Genomic DNA, 23961 nt, shown 5'->3' on the forward strand with positions numbered 1-23961 from the left:
CTGTGGGTTCTATCCGGTTTGGCGGTGATGGTCTTTGGCTTTGTGCTGCGGTTCAATCCGCTCGTGGTGATACTTGCCGCTGCTCTCGCCTCGGGGCTCAGCGCGGGCTTGCAGCTGGTTGAAATCGTGGCCGCCTTCGGCAAGGCGTTCAACAACACGCGCTATGTTTCGGTGATCTGGATCGTGCTGCCGGTGATCGGGCTGCTTGAGCGCCGCGGGTTGCAGGAACGCGCCAAGGCGCTGATTTCCGGACTGAAAGGGGCCACGACCGGGCGGTTGCTGCTCGGCTATCTGCTGTTCCGCCAGCTCACCAGCGCGCTGGGCCTCACCTCCATCGCCGGCCCGGCGCAGACCGTCCGGCCGCTGGTCGCACCCATGGCGGTCGCCGCATCGGGCTCTGACGATCCGGCCGAGCAGAACCGGATCAAGGCCTTGTCTGCTGCGACTGACAACGTCGGGCTGTTCTTTGGTGAGGATATCTTCATCGCGATCGGCTCAATCCTGCTGATGAAGGGCTTCATGGATCAGCAGGGTATTCAGCTAAGCCCGTTCGACCTGTCGGTCTGGGCGATCCCCACCGCGATTTTCGCCTTTGCCATCCATGGCTTCCGCCTGTGGCGACTGGACCGCAAGGAGGCCGGGCAATGATCGGGCTCGCACAGGTATATGTGGTCGCCGGACTGGCTTTCACCGCCTTCGCCGCGCTGTCACTGACCGATGCCAGCAATCCGAAGCGCCTGATAAATGGCGCGTTCTGGGGCCTGTTGGCGCTGTCGATGCTGGCCGGGGATCAACTGGGCGATCTCGGCAACGGGGTGCTGGTCCTTGCGCTGGTCGCGCTTGCTGCGCTGGGGCTTGGCAAAGGCAGCGGCGGGGCAAGCGAGGCGGAGCGCGCTGGTGCGGCGGCGCATCATGGCAACCGCCTGTTCCTGCTTGCCCTGGTGATCCCGGCCACGGCGCTGGCGGGAACATTCCTGTTCAAGCTCGCGCCCGCGCTGGTCGATCCCAAACAGGTCACGCTGGTCAGCCTGACGCTGGGTGTGCTGCTGGCGCTGGCCTGCGGCATGGCGGTGCTGCGCGCCGCGCCCTTGGTGCCGCTGCAGGAAGGGCGGCGGCTGATGGATACGGTCGGCTGGGCCGGGATCCTGCCGCAGATGCTGGCCAGTCTGGGTGCGGTGTTCGCACTGGCCGGGGTAGGGGATGTGGTTGGCAAACTGATGGCCGGGGTGATCCCGCAAGGCAGCCTGTTTGCCGCCGTGCTGGCTTACGGCCTTGGCATGGCGCTGTTCACGATGGTGATGGGGAACGCCTTTGCCGCTTTCCCGGTGATGGCCGCGGCGATCGGGCTGCCCTTGCTGATCCACCAGTACCACGGCGATCCGGCGATTGTCGCCGCGATCGGGATGCTCGCGGGGTTCTGCGGCACGCTGATGACGCCGATGGCAGCGAACTTCAACATTGTCCCCGCCGCGCTGCTTGACCTGCCTGACCGCAATGCGGTGGTGAAGGCGCAGGTCCCCACGGCCTTGCCGCTGCTCGCGGTCAATATCATGCTCATTTACTGGCTGGCCTTCCCATGATGCAGCTGACTGACAGCCACGCCGCGCAGTTCATGGCGCTGACGCTGGGCCACCTGACCCGCGAATTTCCGCACAAGCTGGACCATGTGATGGACGGCCCCGCCGATGTCCGCCGCCCCAGCGATCTGCACCCGATCTTCCACGGCAGCTTTGATTTCCATTCCTGCGTCCACGGCTATTGGCAGGTCATGCGGCTGGCCCGGCTCTATCCGCGCCTGCCCGAAGCGGACCGGGTGCGCGCGCATGCCGACCGGATGCTGACGGCAGAGAACTTCGTGGGTGAGCTGGCCTACCTCGCCAATCCCAGCACGCGCGGGTTCGTGCGGCCCTATGGCTGGGCCTGGGTGCTGGCGCTGCATGGCGAACTGGCGCGGCACGATGCGCCCTGGGCAGGCCACGCGGAGCCATTCGCGCGCGCCTTTGCGGCGCGCTTCGCCGCGTTCCTGCCGGTCCAGACCTATCCGATCCGGGTCGGCACGCACTTCAATTCGGCCTTCGCGATGGTGCTGGCGCATGACTGGGCCAGCACCCACGATCCGGCGCTCGCCGCGCTGATCGCGGCCCGCGCGCAAGACTGGTTCGGGCTGGACCGCGCCTGTCAGGCGTGGGAGCCCAGCGGGGACGATTTCCTGTCCTCAGCACTGACCGAGGCACTGGTGATGAGCCGGACCATGGGCGCTGACTTTGCCGACTGGTTTGACCTGTTCCTGCCCGCCGCCGCCATGCAAAGCCCGGCGACGTTGTTCACCCCGGCGCACGTGTCAGACCGCAGTGACGGCAAGATTGCGCATCTCGATGGGCTCAATCTCAGCCGCGCATGGTGCTGGCGTTCCATCGCCCGCGCTTTGCCCGATGGACATCCGGTCCGCCCGATTGCCGGGCAAGTGGCCGAAAGCCACATCGCCGCTGCCTTGCCGCATCTGGCAGACGATTACATGGGCGAACATTGGCTCGCGACTTACGCGCTGCTGGCGCTCGAAGCGGGTTAGTTCACCGGCGTTGCACCTTGGCCCGCGGCCCAGGCGCGGCTGACTTCGCGTGAGCCGAGGTAATTGCCGGCCTTGTCATATTCGCGCACGGTCACTGTGCCGCTGCCCGCGCGCATCGCCGCATCGAACCCTTCAGCCAGCCCGGCCAGCTGGTCCCAGAAGCTGGGCTTCTGGGTCTTGCGCCAGGCGACGTATTTCTGCCGCTGTTCCTCTTCCCAGCGCGCCTTGGTGGCTAGTTCGGCGGCCAGCTTTGCATCGGCTTCGGCCTGGGCCCGCGCGCCCGCGGCGGCGCGTTCGGCATCGATGTTGGCCATCCATGAAAGGCCCCGTTGGCACGATGGCATGGCGGCGCGGCCCCCGACGCAGAACCGGTTGAGCAGATCGCGGTCGGTCAGGGTATAGCGCTGGGCAAAGGCAAACACATCGGCATCGTTTTTCCCGACGAGATTCCGCTGGATCTGCCACAGTTCCAGCGATGTTGGCGCGGCCTTGCCCATAAAGGTGGCGAATTCGGCCCGCCATTTTGCATCCTCACGCCGCGCCAGCACGGCTTTCAGCATGGCCTGACCGGGCTTCGATTGCCGCCCCCAGCGTTCGCTCTGGCCAGACAGGATCACCGCGTCCCACAGCGCCAGTCGCCCGGTCCGGGCGGCGTGCATCGCGCCGAAAACGGTATCGTCCGCTCCCGGCGATTCGCCCCACGATAACTTCTCAAGCGAGGCGAGGAATTTCTTCTCGGCTTGCTCGGGCGTATAGGTCACCGGAACAAAGGAAAAGTTTTCAAACTTGAAGGCATAATCGCTCTTGCCGGTGCGCGCCCAGTTGAACGGGTTGGCATATTTTCCGACCTGCACGAACTGCATCGAATAGCCCAGGCAATCCGTCAGGCAGCTGGCTCCGGACAGCGCGGCCAGCCGATCCGGGCCGTGGCGCTGCCAATAGTGCGCCCCCCAGATGTCGGCCAGGGTGGGCACCACCACCTGCACCAGATCGTAATTGCCCTGTTCAGGAAATTGCTGCCAGCCCGGCAATTTATAGGATTCCCTGGCGTTGCCATACTGCAGCACGATCAGCCCTTCGAGCACGGCATGCATCGCGTCGCGGTCACCGCTTTCGGCCAGTTCGCTCAGCCGTTTCAGCACCGGCCAGTCGATCAGGGCCTTGGCCATCGATTCGCGCTTTTTCCAATAGTCCTTGGTCCCATAGAGTTCGAGCCAGGGCAGGGCCGGGGAATTCTTCCAGCTGTCGCGCAGCTTGCGCACTTCGGACTTTTCGGACGATGTCAGTTGCCGCACCGAAAAGCGCGGGCGCAGCTGTTCCACCACTTCGCGCTTCAGGCCGTCCTTGCGACCCGAATCCGTCCCCCAGATTGCCCGGCCCTTTGCCCCCATCCGGTCCTGCACCGCCCGCATCGATTCCAGGTACCATTGTTGCCCGGTCCGGGCAGGATCGCATTGCAGCGTTTGCGGGCGGAGCGTTTTCGTTCCTTCATACCAGGCCGCTTCAAGACAGCGCCCGGCCTGATCGACCAATTGCCTGTCGCGCACAGTCCAGGTTTCCGCTGCGCGCCGATCATCGCAAATGCCGATGCTGGCGATGCTGGCCACGTTGTTGGAATAGAGGCAGCCCAGATCACCGAACCGCAGGCGTACCCGGTTGCTGCCGGGGCCATCGATTGCTTCCAGCGTCACGCGCTGGCTCCAGATCGTATCGCAGAGCTTGATGTCACTGTTGTCGTAGCTGTCGGAATCGCTCACCGCGCCAAGACAGGCGGTGCGATCGCTGCCGGGGGTCAGGACCAGCGGGGCGACGGCCAGCCGCCGCAAGCGTTCTGGCAGGGATTCTGCACCGGGCGGGATCAGGGCGTTCTGCGCCTTCAGCGGGGCGGGCAGGCCAAGGGCAAGGCAAAGTGTCAGGGCAAGCGCCAATATGGCCCGCATCGGGTCAACTCCGGTTCCGCGCGACCGGAGCAGATTAGCGCCGCGGATCGGGATGGCAAGCCAGCCCGTTGCAGCGGATCAGCGGGGAAGCGTTGCTGCCGTCCGGGCCGCAGCCTCGATCGCGGCCTTATCGGGGGTGCCCTTGGGGACAATCCACGATCCGCCGCAACACAACACTGCGTCCAGCGCAAGCCAGTCAGGTGCGGTCTGGGCGGTGATCCCGCCGGTCGGGCAGAACCGGACCGAGCCGAACGGACCGGCAATCGCCTTCAGTGCGGGGATGCCGCCATTGGCCTCGGCCGGGAAGAACTTGAACCGGTCCAGCCCCAGGTCGAGCCCGCGCATGATGTCGCTGCTGGTGGCGGTGCCGGGCAGGAAGGGGACTTTGGCGGCAATCGCGGCTTTGGCCAGGCTTTCGGTCAGCCCGGGGGAGACGATGAACTCGCTCCCTGCGGTCAGCGCATCGTCGAGCGCATGTTCGTTGAGCACCGTGCCCGCGCCGACGACCGCGCCGGGAACCTGCTTCATCTCGCGGATCACGTCGAGCGCGCTGGCGGTGCGCAGGGTCACTTCGAGCACGGGCAAGCCGCCCGCAACCAGGGCTTCGGCAATCGGGCGAGCGTGGGCCACGTCTTCGATCACCAGCACCGGGATCACCGGGGCCAGGCGCATGATGTGTTCGATGGTGGTCATGCAAGATGCTCCGCAGCAAAGGCCGCCGCAGCCCCGAATAGGCCCGGCTGGGGATGGGTGATAAGTTTGACCGGCAAAGCGGCCATCAGGCCTTCGAACCGGCCCTTGGCGCGAAACCGGCTGGCAAAGCCTGATTGCAGCAGGGTGTCCTTGATCCGCAGGCCAAGACCGCCTGCGATCACCACGCCGCTGGCGCCCTGGGCCAGGGCAATGTCTCCGGCAACCGCGCCCAGCGACAGGCAGAACCGGTCAACCGCAGCGGCGGCCAGGCTGTCTTCGCCCGAAGTGCCCAGTTGCCACAGCGTGCGGTCATCCAGCGGCTGAATCGCGCGCCCTTCCAGCGCGGCCAGGGCTTCATAGATGTCGACGATCCCGGGGCCGGAAACCACCCGCTCCACCGAAACCCGGCGATAGCGCTGGCGCAGCCGGGCCAGCACGGCATCTTCGATGCTGTCGAGCGGGGCAAAGTCGATATGCCCGCCTTCGGTCGCCTGGACGCGGTATTGTCCTGCGCCATCGCGCCAGACATGCGCCACGCCCAGCCCCGTGCCGGGACCGACGATCGACAGTGTGCCCTGGGCGGGCAGCGGCTCGTCCGGGCCAGCGAGGTGGACGAAATGGTCTACCCCGGCGCGCGCCACGGCATGGCCGACCGCGCCGAAATCGTTGACCAGCGTATGGCGGCTCGCACCCAGCTTTTCCGGGATCAGCGCGGGGCGGATGATCCACGGGTTGTTGGTAAAGCGGATTACCTCGCCCCCGACCGGACCGGCCACGGCAATCGCCACATTGGGGGGCAGGGTGCCGCCCTGCTGGCGGGCAAAGTCTTCCCAGGCGGTCTGGAAGCTGGCGTGGTCTTTGGTGTGGAGTGTGGCCGGTTCGCCCAGCGTGATGCTGCCATCGGCGGATACTTCGGCCATGGCAAAGCGTGCATGGGTGCCGCCGATGTCGACAGTGACGAGTTCCGTGTTCAAAGTCCCGCCTCCGCCAGCATGGCCGAACCGCCCCGTTCAGCCCCGTCGGCGTGGTGGCGCAGCACAGCGAACAGTTCGCGCCCGGTGCCCATTTCCAGGCGCGGCGGCGCGGCCGGGGTGCGGGTGGACAGGTCGGCCAGCACTTCCAGCGATCCGATGTTGGCGCAAAGCCGAACCAGATCGCCATCCTGAAGCAGCGCCAAGGCGCCGCCGCCCAGCGCCTCCGGGGTGACATGGATGGCCGCCGGAATCTTGCCCGATGCGCCCGACATGCGGCCGTCGGTTACCAGCGCCACCTTGAAGCCGCGGTCCTGCAGGACGCCCAGCGGCGGGGTCAGCTTGTGCAGCTCGGGCATACCATTGGCGCGCGGGCCCTGAAAGCGGACCACAACGACGACATCGCGGTCCAGTTCGCCCGCCTTGAACGCGGCCTGCACGGCTTCCTGGCTGTCGAATACCCGGGCCGGGGCCTCGATCGTCCAGCGTTCGGCATCGACCGCGCTGGTCTTGAATGTGGCGCGGCCCAGGTTGCCCTGAACCAGCCGCATTCCGCCATCGCCCAGGAACGGCTGCGCAACCGGGCGCAACATCGCATCATCGCCGCTCTGCGCCGGGGCGGGGCGGACGGCCAGCGCTTCGCCGTCCAGCCAGGGCTCATCGGCATAGGCCCGCATGCCGCCTGCGGCCACGGTCAGCACGTCTGCGTGAGCCAGACCGGCATCGAGCAATTCGCGCACGACATAGCCGATCCCGCCAGCGGCGTGGAAATGGTTCACATCGCCAGCGCCATTGGGATAGACCCGCGCGATCAGCGGCACGGCGCTGCTCAATTCGTCCAGATCCTGCCAATCAAGCTGCACGCCCGCCGCACGGGCCATGGCCGGCAAGTGGATCGCATGGTTGGTCGATCCACCCGTGGCGAGCAGACCGACACAGGCGTTCACAATCGCCTTTTCATCAACCACCAGCCCCATCGGGCGATAGTCTGCACTGTCCCGGCCAATCTCGGCCAGGCGGTGCACCGCAGCGCGGGTCAGCGCGGAACGCAGCGGAGTGCCGGGCGGCACAAAGGCTGCGCCCGGAATGTGCAGGCCCATCATCTCCATCATCATCTGATTGGAATTGGCCGTGCCATAGAAAGTGCAGGTGCCCGGCGAATGATAGCTCTTGCTCTCGCTGTCCAACAGCTCGGCCCGGCTGGCCTTGCCTTCGGCATAGAGCTGGCGGACTTTCTGCTTGTCCTTGTTGGCGATGCCGCTGGGCATCGGGCCGCTCGGCACGAACAGCGCGGGCAAATGGCCGAACCGCAGCGCACCGATCACCAGCCCGGGAACGATCTTGTCGCAAATCCCCAGCAAGGCCATGCCATCGAACATCGCGTGGCTCATCGCGATGGCCGTGCCTATGGCGATGGCATCGCGGCTGAACAGCGACAGTTCCATGCCGGCTTGCCCCTGGGTCACCCCGTCGCACATCGCGGGCACGCCGCCGGCCACCTGCGCGGTCGCACCAACTTCGCGGGCGTACAGCTTCATCGCTTCGGGATAGCGCGCATAGGGCTGATGCGCGGACAGCATGTCGTTATAGGCGGTAACGATCGCCAGGTTCGGCCCGCGCCCGCTGGCGATGGCTGCCTTGTCTCCCTCGGCCGCGGCAAAGCCATGGGCCAGGTTTGAGCAGGACAGGCCGCTGCGCGCGGTAGAGCTATGGGCTTCGCGCTCGATCAGGTCGAGATAGCGGCGGCGGCTGTCCTTCGAACGGTCGATGATCCTTGCGGTAACGCGCTCGATAATGGGGTGAAGCTGGGTCATGCTCTGCTACTCGTGCCAGGTTGCGCCGTCGCGTTCGGTCAGGGCGACAGCGGCGGACGGGCCCCAGCTGCCGGCGGTATAACTCTTGGGGCGCACACCATGTTCCGCCCAGCTGGCGCGGATCGCGTCGATCCAGTCCCATTGCGCTTCCACTTCGTCGCGGCGGACGAACAGCGTCTGGTCGCCCTCGATCAGGTCGAGCAGCAGGCGTTCATAGGCGATCCGCTTCGTCGGCCCGGCAAAGGCATCGGGCATCGCAATGTCGAGCGGCACCGCACGCAGGCGGATCCCGTCGCGGTCAAGTCCCGGGACTTTGGCCATCAACGAGAGCGAGATATTTTCTTCGGGCTGAATTCCGATCACCAGCCGGTTCGGTTCGGTCCGCGCGCCGCGCCCGGCAAAGATCGAATGCGGCACCTGCCGGAACTGCACCACGATCTCGGTGCGGCGCTGGGGCATCCGCTTGCCCGTGCGCAGATAGAACGGCACGCCCTTCCAGCGCCAGTTGTCGATATGCGCCTTGATCGCGACATAGGTTTCGGTGTCGGAATCGCGGCCCAGTTCGTCATCGTAACCAGCTACGGGCTGGCCATCGATTGCGCCCTTGCGGTACTGGCCGGTGACCGTTTCGTCCGGGTGGGTCAGCCGCAGCGCCCGCAGCGCCTTGACCTTTTCATCGCGAACCGCTGTGGCGTCAAAGCTGGCTGGCGGTTCCATCGCGACCAGTGCAAGCAGCTGCAACATATGGTTCTGCACCATATCACGCAGCGCGCCGGCCCCGTCGTAATAGCCCGCGCGGCTTTCCAGACCGACCGTTTCGGCCACGGTAATCTGGACGTGATCGATATGCGCCGCGTTCCACAGCGGTTCGAACATGATGTTGGCGAACCGCAGCGCCAGCAGGTTCTGGACCGTTTCCTTGCCCAGATAGTGGTCGATCCGGAAAATCCGGTCCTCACTGAACGCGCTGGCGACCGCATCGTTGATCTCGCGGCTGGTTTCCAGATCGGTGCCCAGCGGCTTTTCCAACCCGATCCGCACTTTGTCCCCGGTCAGCCCGCCTGCGACGAGTCCGGCAATGGTCGGTTCAAACAGGCTGGGTGCGGTGGAAAGGAAGATCGACAGACCGCGTTCGATCGGCCCCACTTTTTCGGCCAGCGAGTGGAAATGCGCGGTGTCGTTGGCATCGAGCGGTTGATAATGCAGCCGGTTGAGGAATTCAGCCATGCTTCCGCGCCGGTCGGGCGGCAGGAACTTTTCCAGCGCGGCGCGGGTGAAGTTGCGATAGCCCTGATCATCCAGGTCCTGCCGCGCCGTGCCGATGATCCGCAGGTCCGGCGCGATCAATTTGTCCACCCCCAGCGCGCAGAGCGAAGGCAGCAGCATGCGCTGCGCCAGATCACCAGTGGCGCCAAACAGCAGCAGTCGATCGGCAGTAAAGCTCATCTCCGGCACCTCTGTCTGGCTGATGTGACGCAGCGGTGGGTAGCAGCGCTGCAGCCCCCGCGCCATAGCAGCGCATTCCAATGCACGGGCGCTGCATACGTCTGCGCAGAGCAACGTCTTCCCCAACACCGTATTCTGCCATAGGAATTGCCGCGATGACTGCCAGCCAGCTTAGCGTCCTGTTCTTTCTGCAACTTGCCGTGATCATCGCGGTCTGCCGTTTGGTTGGCGCCTTTGCCCAGCGCTTTCTGGGCCAGCCGCAAGTGGTGGGGGAAATGATCGCCGGGGTGCTGCTTGGCCCGTCGATCCTGGGCTTTGCGGCACCGGGACTGGAAGCGGCGCTGTTTCCCGCGGAAAGCAAGAAAGTGCTCTATGTCGGCGCGCAGCTGGGCGTGGGGCTGTACATGTTCCTGGTCGGGCTGACTTTCGACAAGGCCGAATTCCGCGCCAGCGCGCGTTCGGCGGCGGTGGTCGCCTTTGGATCGATGGCCGCGCCATTTGCCGTGGCGGCGCTGATGGCACCCTGGCTGCTGGGCATCGAAGGGCTGTTCACCCCGCGCGTCGGTACGGCGCAGGCCGCGCTGTTCCTGGGCGCGGCGATTGCGATCACGGCCTTCCCGATGCTCGCGCGGATCATCCACGAACGCGGGATTGCGCACACCAGGCTGGGCACCCTGTCGCTTTCCTCTGGCGCGATTGGTGATGCCGGGGCCTGGATCGTGGTTGCGGTGGTGCTCGCCAGCCTGGGTGAGGGCGCGCATATTGCCTGGCTGGCAATCGGCGGCGGGCTGTCCTTTGCCTTCGTGATGATCGTCATCGCGCCGCGCCTGCTGGCTCCGCTCGCCGCGATCCATGCCCGCAAGGGTGAAACTGACATGGCCCTGCTCGGCACGGTCCTGGTGCTGTTTCTGCTCAGCGCTTTCGCGATGGATGCGGTCGGGATCCATGCGGTGTTCGGCGGGTTCCTGCTGGGCACGGCGATGCCGCGCGGGGCATTTGCCGAAGAAGTCCGCGCCAAGCTTGAACCGTTCACCACAGTGTTCCTGCTGCCGATGTTCTTCACTTTTTCCGGGCTCAACACCCAGCTGGCGGTGGTCGATAACCTGGCGCTGGCGATGGCGGCGCTGGCGATCCTGGCGGCTTCGATCCTGGCCAAGGGCGGGGCCTGCTATCTCGCAGCGCGGCTGTCGGGGCATGATCATGCCACTGCCATGGGCATCGGCGCGCTGATGAATGCGCGCGGGCTGATGGAACTGATCATCATCAACATCGGGCTGCAGCGCGGGGTGATCGAACCGGGGCTGTTCGCGATCCTGGTGGTGATGGCGATCGTCACCACCCTGATGGCCAGCCCGCTGTTCGAAGCGGTCTATGGCCGCAAGGCGCGGGCCGAAGGAGCCATCACGTGAAGCGCGTGGCCGCGGTCGCAGCCTTGCTGGCTTCAGCCCCGGTGCAAGCGACCCCTTGCGCACCCGAACTGCGGGTGATGACCTATAACATCCGGCTCGACACTCCGGCTGATGGCGAAAACCGCTGGGAAAAACGGCGGCCGCTGTTCCTGTCGCAGCTTGATCTCCTCCAGCCTGCGATTCTGGGTCTGCAGGAAGTGGTGCCGGGGCAGCTCAGTGATCTGGAAGCGGCGCTGCCCCATCACCAGCGGATCGGCGCGGGGCGCGACGGGGCAGGACAGGGAGAAGCTTCGCCGCTGTTCGTTTCGCGGCGGTTGTTCACGGTGCGCGCCAGCGGCATGTTCTGGCTTTCATCCACACCGCAGGTGCCTTCGCTCGGCTGGGATGCCAGCTATCGCCGGGTCGCAACCTGGGCGCACCTGCGCCGCCGCGCAGACGGCGCGCGGGTGCTCGCCATCAACACGCATTGGGACCATCTGGGCAAGCAGGCGCGGCTGGAAAGCGGCAAGATGCTGGCCAGCTGGATCGCTGCCCACCGCAAGCGCGGTGAAGCAGTGGTGCTGCTGGGTGATTTCAATGCGGAACTGACCGAAAGTTCGATGCAGGCGTTGCTGGGATCGCTGGCCGATGCGCGGACGGCGGCGGGAAGCAAGGCGGCGGGAACCACCGTTACCTTCAACGGCTATGATCCCAGCCCCAGGTCCGGGCAGACGATTGACCACGTGCTTGTCGCGCCCGGAACCCGCGTGCTGCGCTATCACGCCCTGGCCGAACAGTTCGACGGGCGGCTGGCTTCGGATCACTTTCCGGTGATTGCCGATCTGGCACTGCCGGGCGTCAGGGCCTGCGGGTAAGGCTGGCGATCAGCATCCGCTGCATCGCGGCAAGATCTGCCGCGCCACGGGCGCCCAGCACACCGCGCGCCGGCGGCGGCAAGTGTTCGCCGGCCGGGCCGTCTGCTTCGAACACATAATGTGCGAACATCGCAGCCCAGTGCCGCCGCGCTTCGGCTGACAGCGGGCGCAGCGCAAGCATGCCGTGCAGCATCGCATCCCAGGCCGAAGCCGGGGTCATGGCAGGCGCGGGCCACCAGTAATTGACCAGCATCGAGACCGGATCCAGCGCCTCGACATGGTGGAACCAGCCATAGGGCACATAGACTGCGTCGCCCGGTTCAAGTTCAGCAATCCACGCCGCTTCGCAGGCTGCGGCAAAGCGCGGATAGCGCGCAGGATCAGGGTGCAGCGGATCGGTCATCGCGATCGGGGTGCCCGCCGGGGTCGGATCGAATGGCCCCATGTAAAGGTTGCCCACCTGCTCGGGCGGATAGAGCGTGAAGCGGCGGCGGCCAGCAGTGCAATAGGCCAGATTGGGGGCCGGGTCGGAATGGGCCGCCACTTGCGCGCGGGTGCCGATCCACAGCCGGGCCTCGCCCGGGCCGGGCAGCAGCGGCAGCGGATGGCTTTGCGCAAACGCCGGAGTCACTTCGCGCGCGATGACGCCCTGGGCGGCAATCGCGGCACCGGTGGGGCTGTGCCATTCAGCCTCGATCCGGTTAAGCAGTTCGCCCAGGCTGGCACTGTTCCGCGCGAAGTTGAAGCCGCGCAGGTCCGGGGCATAGTGGAACCGGCCCTGCTGCGCCGGAGGCAGGATGGCAAAATCGAGTTCCTGCGCGCCGCCATAACCGCGCAGCAGGGCCAGCACCGCGCCTGGCCCTTCGCTCGCCGCCTGCACCACCGGCCAATGCCGCACGATCCCGCGCAGCACCAGCGGCTCCGCCGGAGGCGGAGCGCCGGGGGCGAACAAAGCGGCGGAATCACCGCTGGGCGGGGGGACGGGGCAAGGCATGACCGGGCCAAGCTGGCACGGATCGATGTGTTTAGGAAGCGCTTCCAACGCTTGGCCTTGATGCACCTTGCAATTACCTGGGCAGCGCTCCCGGCTTGCCAAGCCTGCAATTGGTTGCAACAATACAAATCAGGGGCACAGGGGCATCCATGTTTTCGAGTTCGTTTGGCCAGTGAGCAAACCCACTATCGATGATGTTGCTGCGCTGGCCGGGGTGGCGCGCACCACGGTTTCGCGCGTGCTCAACCATCAGCCCAACGTGCGCGAGGAAGTGCGCGACAAAGTGATGCGCGCGGTGCAGATGCTGGGCTACCGGGTCAACCTGCAGGCGCGGCACCTGGCCGGACGCAAGGCGATGCGGCTGGCCCTGGTCCATGCATCGGACTTTGACAGCGAACCCAACTCTTACTTCAGCTCGGCGCTGGAACTGGGCGCGACCCGGGCTTCGGCCCGGATCGGGGCGCAACTGATCACCCATGTGGTCAACCAGAACGATCCGGGCGCGGCCGCCGAAGTGATCGCCAGCGCCAGCGATGATCAGTGCGACGGGATTATCCTGACCCCGCCCTTTGCCGATGACATCGAACTGCTGCGCGCGCTGGAAACCATGCAATGCCGGGTCGTGGCGATCGCTGCGGGCCCCGCCAGCGACGGGGTGGTGGCCACGCTGGGGATCGATGATCGCCAGGCGGGCTACGATATTGGCGCGCATTTGCTGGCAATGGGCCACCGCCGGTTTGCCTTTATCAAGGGGCTGCAAGGCCACCTTTCGGCGGAAACGCGCTTTGACGGGTTCGTCCAGGCGCTGCACGATGCGGGGATCGGCGCCGATACGATCGTGCTCGAACGCGGTAACTTCACTTTCCGTTCGGGGCTGGACTGTGCCCAGCGGCTGCTGGACGGGACGCAACCGATCACAGCGCTGGTCTGCGCCAATGACGATATGGCTGCGGGCGCGCTGCTCGCCGCACACAAGGCGGGTCTGCAGATCCCCCAGCAAATCGCGATCACCGGGTTTGACGATACCCCGGTGTCTGAAATCGTCTGGCCGCCGCTGACCACGATCCACCAGCCGCTGCGGCAGATGGGCGCGCGGGCGGTGGAATTGCTGGCCGAACTGATCGGCGGCGCACAGCAGGATGTGCGGCGCGAAGTGCTGGATCACAGCCTGGTCGTGCGCGATTCCAGCGGGGCTGGCTGAACCCCGCATTCTGAATTCCTATGCGTTGGAAGCGCTTCCTATTGACGGCGCGCACTGCTTGCGGCACTAAGTTGGAAGCGCTTCCAAGTTTCCACGCCCCTGCTCATGGCAGACGGCGAAGGAAAAATGACGGAATACCGCACTTACGGAGGGGATGAATGGCAATGAGGGATACCATCGGCCAAGCCGCGATTCGGCTGCCGCGCACTTATCGATTCGGGCTGACCGCCGCGTCCACGCTGGCACTTGCCGCGCTCGTGCCGCAGGCCGCCCTGGCGCAAGACGCCAATCCGCCAGCTGATGAAGCGCTGACTGACGCCAATGGCGAAATCATCGTCTCGGGCATCCGCTATTCGATCGCCAACTCGATCAATCTCAAGCGCAATGCCGAAAGCATCGTTGAATCGATCTCGGCCGAAGAAATCGGCAAGCTGCCCGACGTTTCGATCGCGGAATCGATTGCCCGTCTGCCCGGCCTTGCTGCGCAGCGCGTCGGCGGCCGTGCCCAGTCGATCTCGATCCGCGGGCTCTCGCCGGACTTCACCACCACCTTCCTCAATGGCCGCCAGCAGGCCAGCTCGGGTGACAACCGCTCGGTCGAATTTGACCAGTATCCTTCGGAACTGCTGCAGAGCGTGGTGGTCTACAAGACGCCTGACGCATCGATCGCGGGCATGGGCCTGTCGGGTTCGGCGGACCTGCGCACGGTGCGCCCGCTTGAATTCGGCAAGCGCGCCATCGCGCTCAACCTGCGCGGCGAACTGAACAGCGGCGGACGGCTCAACGAGGATGTGCGCAACTGGGGCTGGCGCGGCAGCGCAAGCTATATCGACCAGAACGAGGACGGCACCGTGGGCTGGGCGATCGGTTATGCCCACCTCGACAGCCCGTCGCAGAACCGCCACATCAAGGCCTATAACTATGAAACGTTCTGCTGCGGGATCGACAACAACATCACGCCCGCCGCAAACAAGGGTGCGACCTATGTTACCGGGCAGGAAGTGTTCGCCTATTCGCGTGAGAACAAGCGCGATGCGGCGATCGGCATCCTGGAACTGAAGCCCAGCGATTCGATCCACTCCACGCTCGACCTTTACTATTCGCGCTTCAAACAGCGCGAGGTGATGCGCGGTACCCAGTGGTTCTCCAACGTCTGGGCCGATAGCCAGAAGTTCACCAACACCACCACAACCATGCTGGGCGGAACCACTGTAGGCGTCACCGGGACCACCACCGGGGTCGCTCCGCAGCTGCGCAACGATCTCAACACCCGTGACGATCACTTGTTCAGCGCCGGATGGAACACCGAATTCCAGCTGGGCGATTCAACCACGCTGATCACCGACCTGTCCTATTCGCGCAACAAGCGGGATGAAAGCATCACCGAAACCTATGCCGGTTACGGCTGCTGCGCCACGTCGGCCACGCAGAACGCCAACCGCGTGTTTGACAGCATCGGCTGGGATTACACCCAGTTCCTGACCGGCGAAGGCTTCCCCGACTGGAGCGAAGGGCTCAACTATGCCGATGCCAGCAAGGTTTCGCTGGGTGACCGCGCGCCCTGGGGCGGCTGGGGCCATGATGGCGCGACCAAGAACCCGCATGTGACTGAAAAGGTCTGGGCGGCAGACATCGGCCTCAAGCACGAATTCGGCGAAAGCTTCTTCCGCAGTGTCGAACTGGGCGGCAACTATACCCGCCGGACCAAGACCAAGACGGTCGAGGAATTTGACCTGTTCCTCAAGAACAACCGCACCCAGACCCTGGTCGGTTCGGACTATCTGGTGCAGCCGACTTCGCTGGCGTTCGCCGGAATGGGCGGCGTGCTGTCGGTCGATCTCGCCCGCGCTCTGCCGAACTATTACAACCAGGTGGTCTATATCGATGCCAACACCTTCGACAAGGCGTGGGACATCGAGGAAGATATCTGGACCGGCAAGGCCAAGCTGAACATCGAGGCGGGCGGTCTGCACGGCAATATCGGTGTGCAGGTGGTCCACCAGAAGCAGGCTTCGCACGGCAGCGCGATCAACGTCACGGTTACGCCGCGCGTGGTCACCCCGGTCTCGCGTTCGACCAGCTATACTGATTGGTTGCCCAGCCTGAACCTGACCTATGAACTGGGTGGCGGGCACCGGCTGCGGCTGGCCGCATCGAAAACCATGGCGCGTCCGCGCATGGACGAAATGCGGGCAGACTTCATCCCCGGCTTCTCCAATCCCTGTTCTGGCAGCGGCGGGTCTTCGGCCAACTGCCAGCCGGGCGGTACGATCAATCCCTGGAATGCCAGCGGCGGCAACCCCTATCTCGAGCCCTGGCGCGCCAAGGCGGTCGATCTGGCCTATGAATGGTACATCGACCGGTCGAGCTATGTGTCGATCGCCGGTTTCTACAAGCATCTGGACAATTACATCTACACCCAGCGCCAGGTGTTCGATTTCACCGGCCTGACCGTTCCGCCAACCGCGGTGATCCCGGTCGGGGTCACGGTCAGCCCGCTGGGCCAGATCAACCAGCCGGCCAACGGCAAGGGCGGCAAGCTCTACGGTCTGGAAATCTCCGGTGCGTTGAGCTTGGGCAAGATCGTTCCGGCGCTGGATGGCTTCGGGATCATCGGCAGCTACAGCTATACCAAGTCCGATCTGCGTCCGACCAACTCGACCAATGCCAAAACGATTGCGGCCACCCGCATTCCGGGGCTGTCGGGAACGGTTTACAACATCACCGGTTACTTCGAAAAGTGGGGCTTCCAGGCCCGCGCAAGCTATCGCTACCGTTCGCCGTTCAAGGGTGAAGTGGTTCAGCTGTTCGCATCGCGCGGGGCGACCGAAATCCTTGCGGACAAGCAGCTCGATGCGCAGCTTGGCTATACTTTCGCAGAAGGGACCAATCTGGAAGGGCTCTCGTTGCTGTTCCAGGTCAACAACCTGACCGATTCGCCCTATCGCACCCGTCTGGGCGTCGATGGCGGCGGGGCGCGCACGGCTGATGGCGGTGCGGTGCCGGAAATCTACGAAAAGTACGGTCGTCAGTTCCTGCTTGGCGCAAGCTACCGGTTCTGACCGTCTGGGAATGCGGACGCGCTGTCATGGCGCGTCCGTTCCCGGCAGGCCAGGCGCGGAGCCCCCGTCGCACTCTCTGGGGGCATCGCCATGAGGGGTCTGACCCTGCTGGATACGAAAACGACACGATCAAAGGCTGACCGGAATTGACGAAGTTTAACAGGCCAGCCCTGCTTTCCTTGCTGCTACTGACCGCAACCGGATCGGCGCTGGTCGCCCGCCCGGTGGCTGCCCCGCGCTGGAACACGGATGAAGCGCGCACGATCGCCGCGTGGAAACCGCGCGCGGCCCCGCGGCCCGATCCCCGGATCGAAGCGCGGATCCGCCAGATCCTGTCCGGCATGACGCTGGAACAGAAGATCGGGCAGATGACCCAGCCCAGCATCCTGTCGGTCACTCCGGACGAAGTGCGGCACTATGCCATCGGCTCGGTGCTTAACGGCGGCGGCGGCTGGCCGGGTGGAAACAAGCACGCCAGCGTGGCCGACTGGGTCAAGCTGGCCAAGGCTTATGAACAGGCCTCGCTGAGCACCGACATGAAGATCAAGGTGCCGGTGATCTGGGGCGTGGATGCGGTCCACGGCCACAATAACATCTATGGCGCCACCACATTCCCCCAGAACATCGGGCTGGGGGCGACAAATGATCCCGATCTGGTCGAACGGATCGGACGCGCCACCGCGCGTCAGGTCCGCGCCACCGGGATCGGCTGGGCCTTTGCCCCGACTCTGGCAGTGGTCCAGAACCAACGCTGGGGGCGGTCCTATGAAGGGTACAGCAGTGATCCGGCGTTGGTTTCACGCCTGGGATCGGCGCTGGTGCGCGGGCTGCAGGGCAAGCTGAACGGCGACGGCGATGTGCTTGCCTCGGCCAAGCATTTCGTCGGCGATGGCGGCACCTGGCGCGGGATCGATCAGGGCGAAAACCGCTCTGGCGAAGTAACCCTCGCATCGCTGCACGGCGCGGGGTACTACGCAGCGCTCGATGCCGGGGCGCAGACCGTAATGGTCAGCTACAATTCCTGGGCACGTGACGGGGCGCAGGTGCAGGGCAAGATGCACGGCAACCGCGCGCTGGTAACCGGCGTGCTCAAGGACCGGCTCAAGTTCGACGGGCTGGTCGTGTCCGACTGGAACGCGATCGAGCAGGTCACCGGGTGCGAGCGCGATCACTGCCCCGCCGCGTTCAACGCCGGGGTCGATCTGTTCATGGTTCCCGACAACTGGAAAAGCTTCATCGCCAAGGCAGTGGCGGACGTGCGCGAAGGGCGTGTGCCGATGGCGCGGATCGACGATGCGGTCAGCCGGATCTTGCGCGTCAAGCTGCGCATGGGGCTGCTGGAACGTCCGACCAGCGCAGGCAAACTGACCGGCGATACCGCGCATCTTGATGCCCGCGCGCTGGCCCAGGAAGCCGTGCGGAAAAGCGCGGTTCTGTTCAAGAATGACAATGCCGTGCTGCCGCTGGCACCCGGCAAGCGGATTCTGGTGGTCGGCGCGGGGGCGGACAGCTTCCCCGCACAGTCGGGCGGCTGGTCAATGACCTGGCAGGGCGATGAAACCGACAATGCCGACTATCCGCTGGGCGAAACGCTGCTGGGCGGCCTGAAGCGGGTCTATGGCGCGGATCAGGTGGCCTATTCGGCCGATGGCAGCCTGTTCGCGGCGGGCAAGTACGATGCCGTGATCGCCGTGATGGGCGAACGCCCCTATGCCGAAATGAAAGGCGATGTGCGCTGGCCCGCGCCGCTGGCCCATTCGGTGCTCTATCCCGATCAGGCTGCATTGCTGGCCCGTGTAGCGGGGCAGGGCACTCCGGTGGTCTCGGTGCTCTATTCGGGCCGGGCCACCTATTCAACCGACCTGATCAACCGTTCCGATGCTTTCGTTGCCGCCTTCCTCCCAGGCAGCGAGGCTGGGGCTCTCGCCGATCTCATCGCGGGTCGGCAGGGTCTCGATTTTCACGGCCGCCTGCCAGTCGCCTGGCCCAACACCGCCTGCCCATCAGGCAGTGAGCCGATTGGCGAGCGGCTGTTCGCGCGGGGCTTCGGCCTGTCCTATGCCCATCGGGTCGCGACAGGCAGACTGGCCGAAGCCCCCATTGTTCCCGCTTGCCCCTGACGGGGACGCGTGGAACAGTGGCGAACGGGTTTGAGGGAGCCGGGGCGATGACGCCGATCAGGAAAATTCTCATCGCGGGGGGCGGATCGTCCGGCTGGATGACTGCGGCCTTGCTCGCGCGGCTGTTCCAGGGCCTGTACGAGATCGTGCTGGTCGAAAGCGATCAGATCGGCACCATCGGCGTGGGCGAAGCGACGATCCCCGCGATCAAGAAGTACACCGAACTGCTGGGGCTGGACGAGGATGAATTCATCGCCCGCACCCAGGCCAGCTTCAAACTGGGGATCCAGTTCGTTGACTGGTGGAAGCAGGGTTCCAGCTATATCCACGGGTTCGGGGTGATCGGGCAGGACTGGGAATGGCTGCGGATGCACCATTACTGGCTGAAAGCCCACCAGCAAGGCCGCGCCGATGATTTCGCCGCCTATTCGATCAACACCGCTGCGGCGCTGGAAAACAAGTTCCTGCGCGCGCAGACCCAGATGGGGGATAGTCCGCTTAGCGAGATCGGCCACGCGTTCCATTTCGATGCGGCGCTGTTCGCACGGTTCCTGTCCGCCTATGCCCAGGAACGCGGCGTGCGGCGGCGCGAGGGCAAGATCACGGACGTCACCTTGCGCCCCGATGACGGGTTCATCGACAGCGTGACGATGCAAGATGGCGAAGTGATCAAGGCCGATCTGTTCGTCGATTGCTCGGGCTTTCGCGGGCTGTTCATCAATCAGGCGCTGGGGGTCCCGTTCGAGGACTGGTCGCACTGGCTGCCGTGCGACCGGGCGATTGCTGTGCCGTGCGAGCGCTCGGAAAACTTCACCCCCTACACCCGCTCCACCGCACACGGCGCGGGCTGGCAGTGGCGCATTCCCTTGCAGCACCGCACCGGCAACGGGCACGTGTTTTCCAGCAGGTTCATGGACGATGCCGAGGCCGAGCGGATACTGCTATCCAATCTGGACGGTGCGCCGCGTGCCGATCCGTTCAAGGTCGATTTCAAGGCCGGCAAGCGCAAGGAACTGTGGCACAAGAACTGTGTCGCGGTCGGGCTGGCGGGGGGCTTTCTGGAGCCGCTGGAATCGACCAGCCTGCATCTGGTTCAGGCCGGGATCATCCGCATGGTCCGGCTGCTGCCCGACGCCGGTTTCGACGCCGCGACCATTGCCGAATTCAACCGTCAGACCGATTTCGAATACGAACGGATCCGCGATTTCATCATTCTGCACTACAAGGCGACCGAGCGGGACGATACGCCGTTCTGGGACTATTGCCGGACCATGGATGTGCCCGACACCTTGCAGCGCAAGGTCGATCTGTGGATGGCCAACGGGCGCATCTTCCGTGAGGATGAGGAACTGTTCGCCGAGGAAAGCTGGATCCAGGTGTTCCTGGGGCAGGGCTGGGTGCCGCGCGGGTACGATCCGCTGGTCGATATCAAGAGCGACGCGCAGATCGCCCAGTACCTCAGCAACATCGCGGCAGTGATCGGCAAATGCGTCAAGGTGATGCCAAGCCACGCCGAATATGTCGCCAAGACCTGCCCCGCCCCGGCGGCATGATGCCTTCCCCCGCCCCGTTTACCCGCGCGCTGGCCGCGCTGCTGCTGGCATTGGCGCTGGCGGCCTGCGCGCATGTGCCGGGAATGGGGCCGAAGGCGCAGGTCTGGGCCAGCAGCATGGATGGCGCGCGCAAGCTGGAACGGCAGGCAGACCTGGCCCCCGGCGATGCTGCGGGTGCGGTTCTGACGCTCGATCCGGGCAAGACCGACCAGACCATGGTCGGGTTCGGCGCGGCGATGACCGATGCCTCTGCGCAATTGTTCCAGACCGCGCTCAGCCCCGCGCAGCGCAAGGCGCTGTTTGCAGAGCTGTTCGGACGGCAGGGGCTGGGCCTCAATTTCCTGCGGGTGCCGATCGGAGCTTCGGACTTTTCGGCCCGGCATTACAGCCTCGATGATGTGCCGCCGGGGCAGTCCGACCCTGATCTGACGCACTTCTCCATGGCCGAACCGCAGCGCTTTCAAATCCCGGCATTGCAGGCAGCAAAGCGGGTCAATCCCGGCCTGGTGCTGATGGCCAGCCCGTGGAGCGCACCGGCCTGGATGAAAGACAGCCAGAGCCTGATCAAGGGCCGCCTGCGGCGCGATGCCTATGGAGCCTATGCGGCCTATTTCACCCGCTATCTGTCGGAAATGCGCCGTGCCGGACTGCCGGTGCGCTATGTCTCGGTGCAGAATGAGCCGCAGTTCGAGCCCGAAAACTATCCCGGCATGCGGATGACCCCGGCCGATCGCGCAGCCTTTGTCGCCACTGCGCTGGGTCCGGCTTTGGCGGGCAGCGGGACCGAAATCCTTGAATGGGACCACAATTGGGACCATCCTGAAGAGCCACTGGCGGTGTTGGCCGATCCCGCGGCGGCGCCTTATGTCGCCGGTGTGGCGTGGCACTGCTATGGCGGCGATCCCAGAGTTATGGGTCAAGTGCGCGCCGCGCATCCAGGCAAGCAGGTGTTCTTTTCCGAATGTTCCGGCGGGGAATGGTCGCCCAATTGGGGTGAGGCGATGGGCTGGATGTTCGACAATCTGATTGTGGCCCCGGTTCGCGCCGGATCGAAGGGCACGATCCTGTGGAACCTCGCGCTCGATCCCGCGCACGGGCCGCACCTTGGCGGGTGCGGGGATTGCCGGGGCGTGGTGACCATCGATCCTGCCACCGGCACAGTGACCCGTAACCTGGAATACTATGTGCTGGGCCATGCCAGCCGGTTCGTCCGCCGCGGCGCGGTGCGGATCGACAGCGGGGACCAGCTGGCGGGGATCAGCCATGCCGCGTTCCGCAACCGTGATGGCTCGCTGGTCCTGCTCGCGCGCAATGGGGGCAAGGCAGAGCAAAGGCTTGCCATCAGCCTGGGCGACAGGGCATGGTCACTGACGATGCCCGCCGGAGAAATCATGACCCTGATCTGGCCCGCCGCAGCCAGCAAACTGTGACTGCGTGGTTGCGCGGCCTGGGATTGAGCGGGGCGTTTGTTTCGGTCACCACGCTGTTCTTCGTCTGGGGCTTCATCAGTTCGAACAACGATCCCCTGATCGTCACCCTGCGCGCGGCATTTGGCCTTGGCTATACCCAGGGTCTGGCGGTGCAACTGGTCAGTTTTGTCGCCTTCGGGCTGATGTCGCTGCCGGCGGCCTGGCTCAGCGAACGGTTGGGGCTGCTGCGGGCGATCCTGCTGGCCTTGCTGACCATGATCGGCGCCTGCCTGCTGCTGCGCGTGGTGCTGCCGTGGCATAGCTATGGCGCGATCCTGCTGGCGCTGTTCGTGCTGGCGGTGGGGGTCAACATGCTGCAAGTCGCCGCCAATCCGCTCGCGGCCGCACTTGGCCCCGCGCAGACCAGCCATTTCCGGCTCAGCTTGGCGCAGGCGTTCAATTCGCTGGGGGTGGTCATGGGGGCCCATTTCGGATCGCGAATCATGCTGGGGGACCGGGCCATGGTGGCCCACCCCGGCGGACTGGCCAGCGCGGCGGACCGGACCGAGGCGCTGGGCGCGGTAAGCTATGCCTATGGGGTTATGACCGTGCTGCTGCTGGCCTTGCTGGCTTTCCTGTGGCTGCAGCGCGCGCGGATCACGGCTGCTGCGGCGGGGATCGCACCCGCGCCGCAAAGCTCGGTCTTCGCGGCGCTCCATTCGCGCTGGGCCGTGGCTGGGGCTGTGGCGATCGGGCTCTATGTCGGGGCAGAGGTTTCGATCGGCAGCGTGATGATCAATTTCCTGCACCAGCCCGGCGTGCTGAACCTGCCGTTCGAGCGCGGCGGGGAATTGCTCGCCAACCTTTACTGGGGCGGAGCGCTGGTCGGGCGGTTCATTGGCGCGGCCTTGCTGACCCGGGTGCCCGCGCCGCGCCTGCTGGCGATCAACGCGCTGTGCGCCGCCGCGCTGTGCCTGCTGGCGCTGGGCGGGCAGGGGGCCGTCGCCGGCTATGCCGCCTTGGCGGTGGGGCTGTTCAATTCGATCATGTTCCCGACGATCTTCACGATCACGCTGGAACGCGCCGGGGTAACGCAAAGCTCCACCTCGGGCCTGCTTTGCCTGGCGATCGCGGGGGGCGGGCTGATCCCGTTGCTGGTCGGGCTGATTGCCGACAGCACCAGCCTGTCGCTGGCCTTCAGCGTGCCCGCCCTGGCCTATGCGGCAATCGCCTGTTTTGCGCTCAGCGCGCTGCGCAGCCCGGGGCGCGGGTCAGCTTTGCCGCTTTGAATCCGCCAGTCAGCACCTTGCGCCAGATCGCATAGCCTGCCGCCGTCATGTGCAGCCGGTCCGAAATATACAGCGCATCCTGCGGCTTCCCGTCCTTGAGCATTGGCGTCACCACATCGACATAGGCCAGATCGCGCCGTTCGCGGGCCAGCCGGGCAACCCCGGCGTTGAAAGCGCTCTGAGCCGCAAACTGGTCCCACCGGCTGGGCGATGGCTTGGCGGCAAGGAACCACACCGGCGTTGCCCCCAGCGCCGCGTCCTTGCGGGCCATGAATTCGGCAAACCGGGCCTGGGCCTGATCGGGCGTCGCACCTGATGCCAGGTCATTCTCACCGGCATAGAACACGATCCGGCTGGGGCGGTATTGCGCCACCAGCCGGTCAAAGTTTGCGTTGACATCGGCAATGGTCGATCCGCCAAACCCGCGCCGGACCAGCGGAAAGGTGAAGTCCTGCTTCAGGTTGAACCAGAACCGGATGCTGGAACTGCCCACGAACAGCGTGGCGCATGGCGGTGGCGGCAAGCTCTCATCCTCGACCTTGAAGACATAAAGCTCCTCGGCAAAGCGTGGCGGCGCGTCGGCGGCGGCAAGCGGGGAGGCGAGCAGGGCGGCGGCGAGGAGGAGCAGGCGTTTCAT

Annotated in this window: 18 protein-coding genes; 11 read left to right on the forward strand and 7 right to left on the reverse strand. The window is 65.3% G+C overall.

Going from position 1 to position 23961, the window contains the following annotated elements; all coding sequences use genetic code 11:
* The 3 genes from MNBBLIKP_RS05450 to MNBBLIKP_RS05460 are packed head-to-tail and all read left to right on the forward strand — an operon-like array spanning nt 1 to nt 2569.
* Nucleotides 1–648 (forward strand): DUF969 domain-containing protein, encoded by a 648-nt coding sequence (locus MNBBLIKP_RS05450; protein WP_088308324.1) that lies wholly within the window; start codon nt 1–3, stop codon nt 646–648.
* Nucleotides 645–1580, forward strand: coding sequence for a DUF979 domain-containing protein (locus tag MNBBLIKP_RS05455; RefSeq protein WP_088308251.1), 936 nt, complete (start codon nt 645–647; stop codon nt 1578–1580). Before MNBBLIKP_RS05450 ends, MNBBLIKP_RS05455 begins: the two co-directional genes overlap by 4 nt.
* A complete protein-coding gene (locus tag MNBBLIKP_RS05460; RefSeq protein WP_088308253.1) occupies nt 1577–2569 on the forward strand; it encodes a DUF2891 domain-containing protein in 993 nt (330 codons plus the stop codon). Before MNBBLIKP_RS05455 ends, MNBBLIKP_RS05460 begins: the two co-directional genes overlap by 4 nt.
* Here the strand turns inward: MNBBLIKP_RS05460 and MNBBLIKP_RS05465 are convergent.
* The 5 genes from MNBBLIKP_RS05465 to zwf all read right to left on the reverse strand — a co-directional run bounded on the left by MNBBLIKP_RS05465 (nt 2566) and on the right by zwf (nt 9433).
* Nucleotides 2566–4509: a hypothetical protein gene (locus tag MNBBLIKP_RS05465; protein WP_088308255.1), complete on the reverse strand. Its 1944-nt coding sequence runs from the start codon at nt 4507–4509 to the stop codon at nt 2566–2568. The genes MNBBLIKP_RS05460 and MNBBLIKP_RS05465 overlap by 4 nt on opposite strands.
* A 78-nt stretch (nt 4510–4587) precedes the next feature.
* On the reverse strand, nt 4588–5202 hold the full coding sequence (gene eda / locus MNBBLIKP_RS05470) for a bifunctional 4-hydroxy-2-oxoglutarate aldolase/2-dehydro-3-deoxy-phosphogluconate aldolase (RefSeq protein ID WP_088308257.1): 615 nt from the start codon (nt 5200–5202) through the stop codon (nt 4588–4590).
* Nucleotides 5199–6176 carry a glucokinase gene (locus tag MNBBLIKP_RS05475; RefSeq protein WP_088308259.1) on the reverse strand — a complete coding sequence of 326 codons (978 nt, stop codon included), beginning with the start codon at nt 6174–6176 and terminating at the stop codon, nt 5199–5201. The genes eda and MNBBLIKP_RS05475 overlap by 4 nt, the downstream gene beginning before the upstream one ends.
* Nucleotides 6173–7987, reverse strand: a complete 1815-nt coding sequence (gene edd, locus MNBBLIKP_RS05480) for a phosphogluconate dehydratase (protein ID WP_088308261.1) — start codon at nt 7985–7987, stop codon at nt 6173–6175. The genes MNBBLIKP_RS05475 and edd overlap by 4 nt, the downstream gene beginning before the upstream one ends.
* A 6-nt stretch (nt 7988–7993) precedes the next feature.
* Nucleotides 7994–9433, reverse strand: a complete 1440-nt coding sequence (zwf, locus tag MNBBLIKP_RS05485; protein WP_088308326.1) for a glucose-6-phosphate dehydrogenase — start codon at nt 9431–9433, stop codon at nt 7994–7996.
* A gap of 155 nt (nt 9434–9588) precedes the next feature.
* Between zwf and MNBBLIKP_RS05490 the strand changes: the two genes are divergently transcribed.
* Together MNBBLIKP_RS05490 and MNBBLIKP_RS05495 are read left to right on the forward strand one after the other, a co-directional pair.
* Nucleotides 9589–10842 carry a cation:proton antiporter gene (locus tag MNBBLIKP_RS05490; protein WP_088308263.1) on the forward strand — a complete coding sequence of 418 codons (1254 nt, stop codon included), beginning with the start codon at nt 9589–9591 and terminating at the stop codon, nt 10840–10842.
* The gene (locus tag MNBBLIKP_RS05495) at nt 10839–11696 is read left to right on the forward strand and encodes an endonuclease/exonuclease/phosphatase family protein (protein WP_088308265.1); all 858 of its coding nucleotides are present in this window, start codon (nt 10839–10841) and stop codon (nt 11694–11696) included. Before MNBBLIKP_RS05490 ends, MNBBLIKP_RS05495 begins: the two co-directional genes overlap by 4 nt.
* Here the strand turns inward: MNBBLIKP_RS05495 and MNBBLIKP_RS05500 are convergent.
* The gene (locus MNBBLIKP_RS05500) at nt 11680–12648 is read right to left on the reverse strand and encodes a cupin-like domain-containing protein (protein ID WP_176399664.1); all 969 of its coding nucleotides are present in this window, start codon (nt 12646–12648) and stop codon (nt 11680–11682) included. The two genes, MNBBLIKP_RS05495 and MNBBLIKP_RS05500, sit on opposite strands and share 17 nt — an antisense overlap.
* Nucleotides 12649–12862: 214 nt before the next feature.
* Here MNBBLIKP_RS05500 and MNBBLIKP_RS05505 point away from each other — a divergent pair, with 214 nt between their 5' ends.
* From MNBBLIKP_RS05505 to MNBBLIKP_RS05530, 6 genes are all read left to right on the forward strand, one after another.
* Nucleotides 12863–13891, forward strand: a complete 1029-nt coding sequence (locus MNBBLIKP_RS05505) for a LacI family DNA-binding transcriptional regulator (protein WP_088308269.1) — start codon at nt 12863–12865, stop codon at nt 13889–13891.
* Nucleotides 13892–14049: 158 nt separating this feature from the next.
* On the forward strand, nt 14050–16953 hold the full coding sequence (locus MNBBLIKP_RS05510; protein ID WP_088308271.1) for a TonB-dependent receptor: 2904 nt from the start codon (nt 14050–14052) through the stop codon (nt 16951–16953).
* Nucleotides 16954–17099: 146 nt separating this feature from the next.
* On the forward strand, nt 17100–19073 hold the full coding sequence (locus MNBBLIKP_RS05515) for a glycoside hydrolase family 3 protein (protein ID WP_140420528.1): 1974 nt from the start codon (nt 17100–17102) through the stop codon (nt 19071–19073).
* Between the two features lie 47 nt (nt 19074–19120).
* Nucleotides 19121–20626, forward strand: coding sequence for a tryptophan halogenase family protein (locus MNBBLIKP_RS05520; RefSeq protein WP_088308275.1), 1506 nt, complete (start codon nt 19121–19123; stop codon nt 20624–20626).
* The gene (locus MNBBLIKP_RS05525) at nt 20623–22056 is read left to right on the forward strand and encodes a glycoside hydrolase family 30 protein (protein ID WP_217896655.1); all 1434 of its coding nucleotides are present in this window, start codon (nt 20623–20625) and stop codon (nt 22054–22056) included. Before MNBBLIKP_RS05520 ends, MNBBLIKP_RS05525 begins: the two co-directional genes overlap by 4 nt.
* Nucleotides 22053–23324: an MFS transporter gene (locus tag MNBBLIKP_RS05530; RefSeq protein ID WP_254912923.1), complete on the forward strand. Its 1272-nt coding sequence runs from the start codon at nt 22053–22055 to the stop codon at nt 23322–23324. The genes MNBBLIKP_RS05525 and MNBBLIKP_RS05530 overlap by 4 nt, the downstream gene beginning before the upstream one ends.
* Here the strand turns inward: MNBBLIKP_RS05530 and MNBBLIKP_RS05535 are convergent.
* On the reverse strand, nt 23278–23961 hold the full coding sequence (locus MNBBLIKP_RS05535; protein WP_088308277.1) for a GDSL-type esterase/lipase family protein: 684 nt from the start codon (nt 23959–23961) through the stop codon (nt 23278–23280). The two genes, MNBBLIKP_RS05530 and MNBBLIKP_RS05535, sit on opposite strands and share 47 nt — an antisense overlap.

The sequence above is a fragment of the Novosphingobium sp. B 225 genome, from assembly GCF_002198665.1.
GTDB lineage: Bacteria > Pseudomonadota > Alphaproteobacteria > Sphingomonadales > Sphingomonadaceae > Novosphingobium.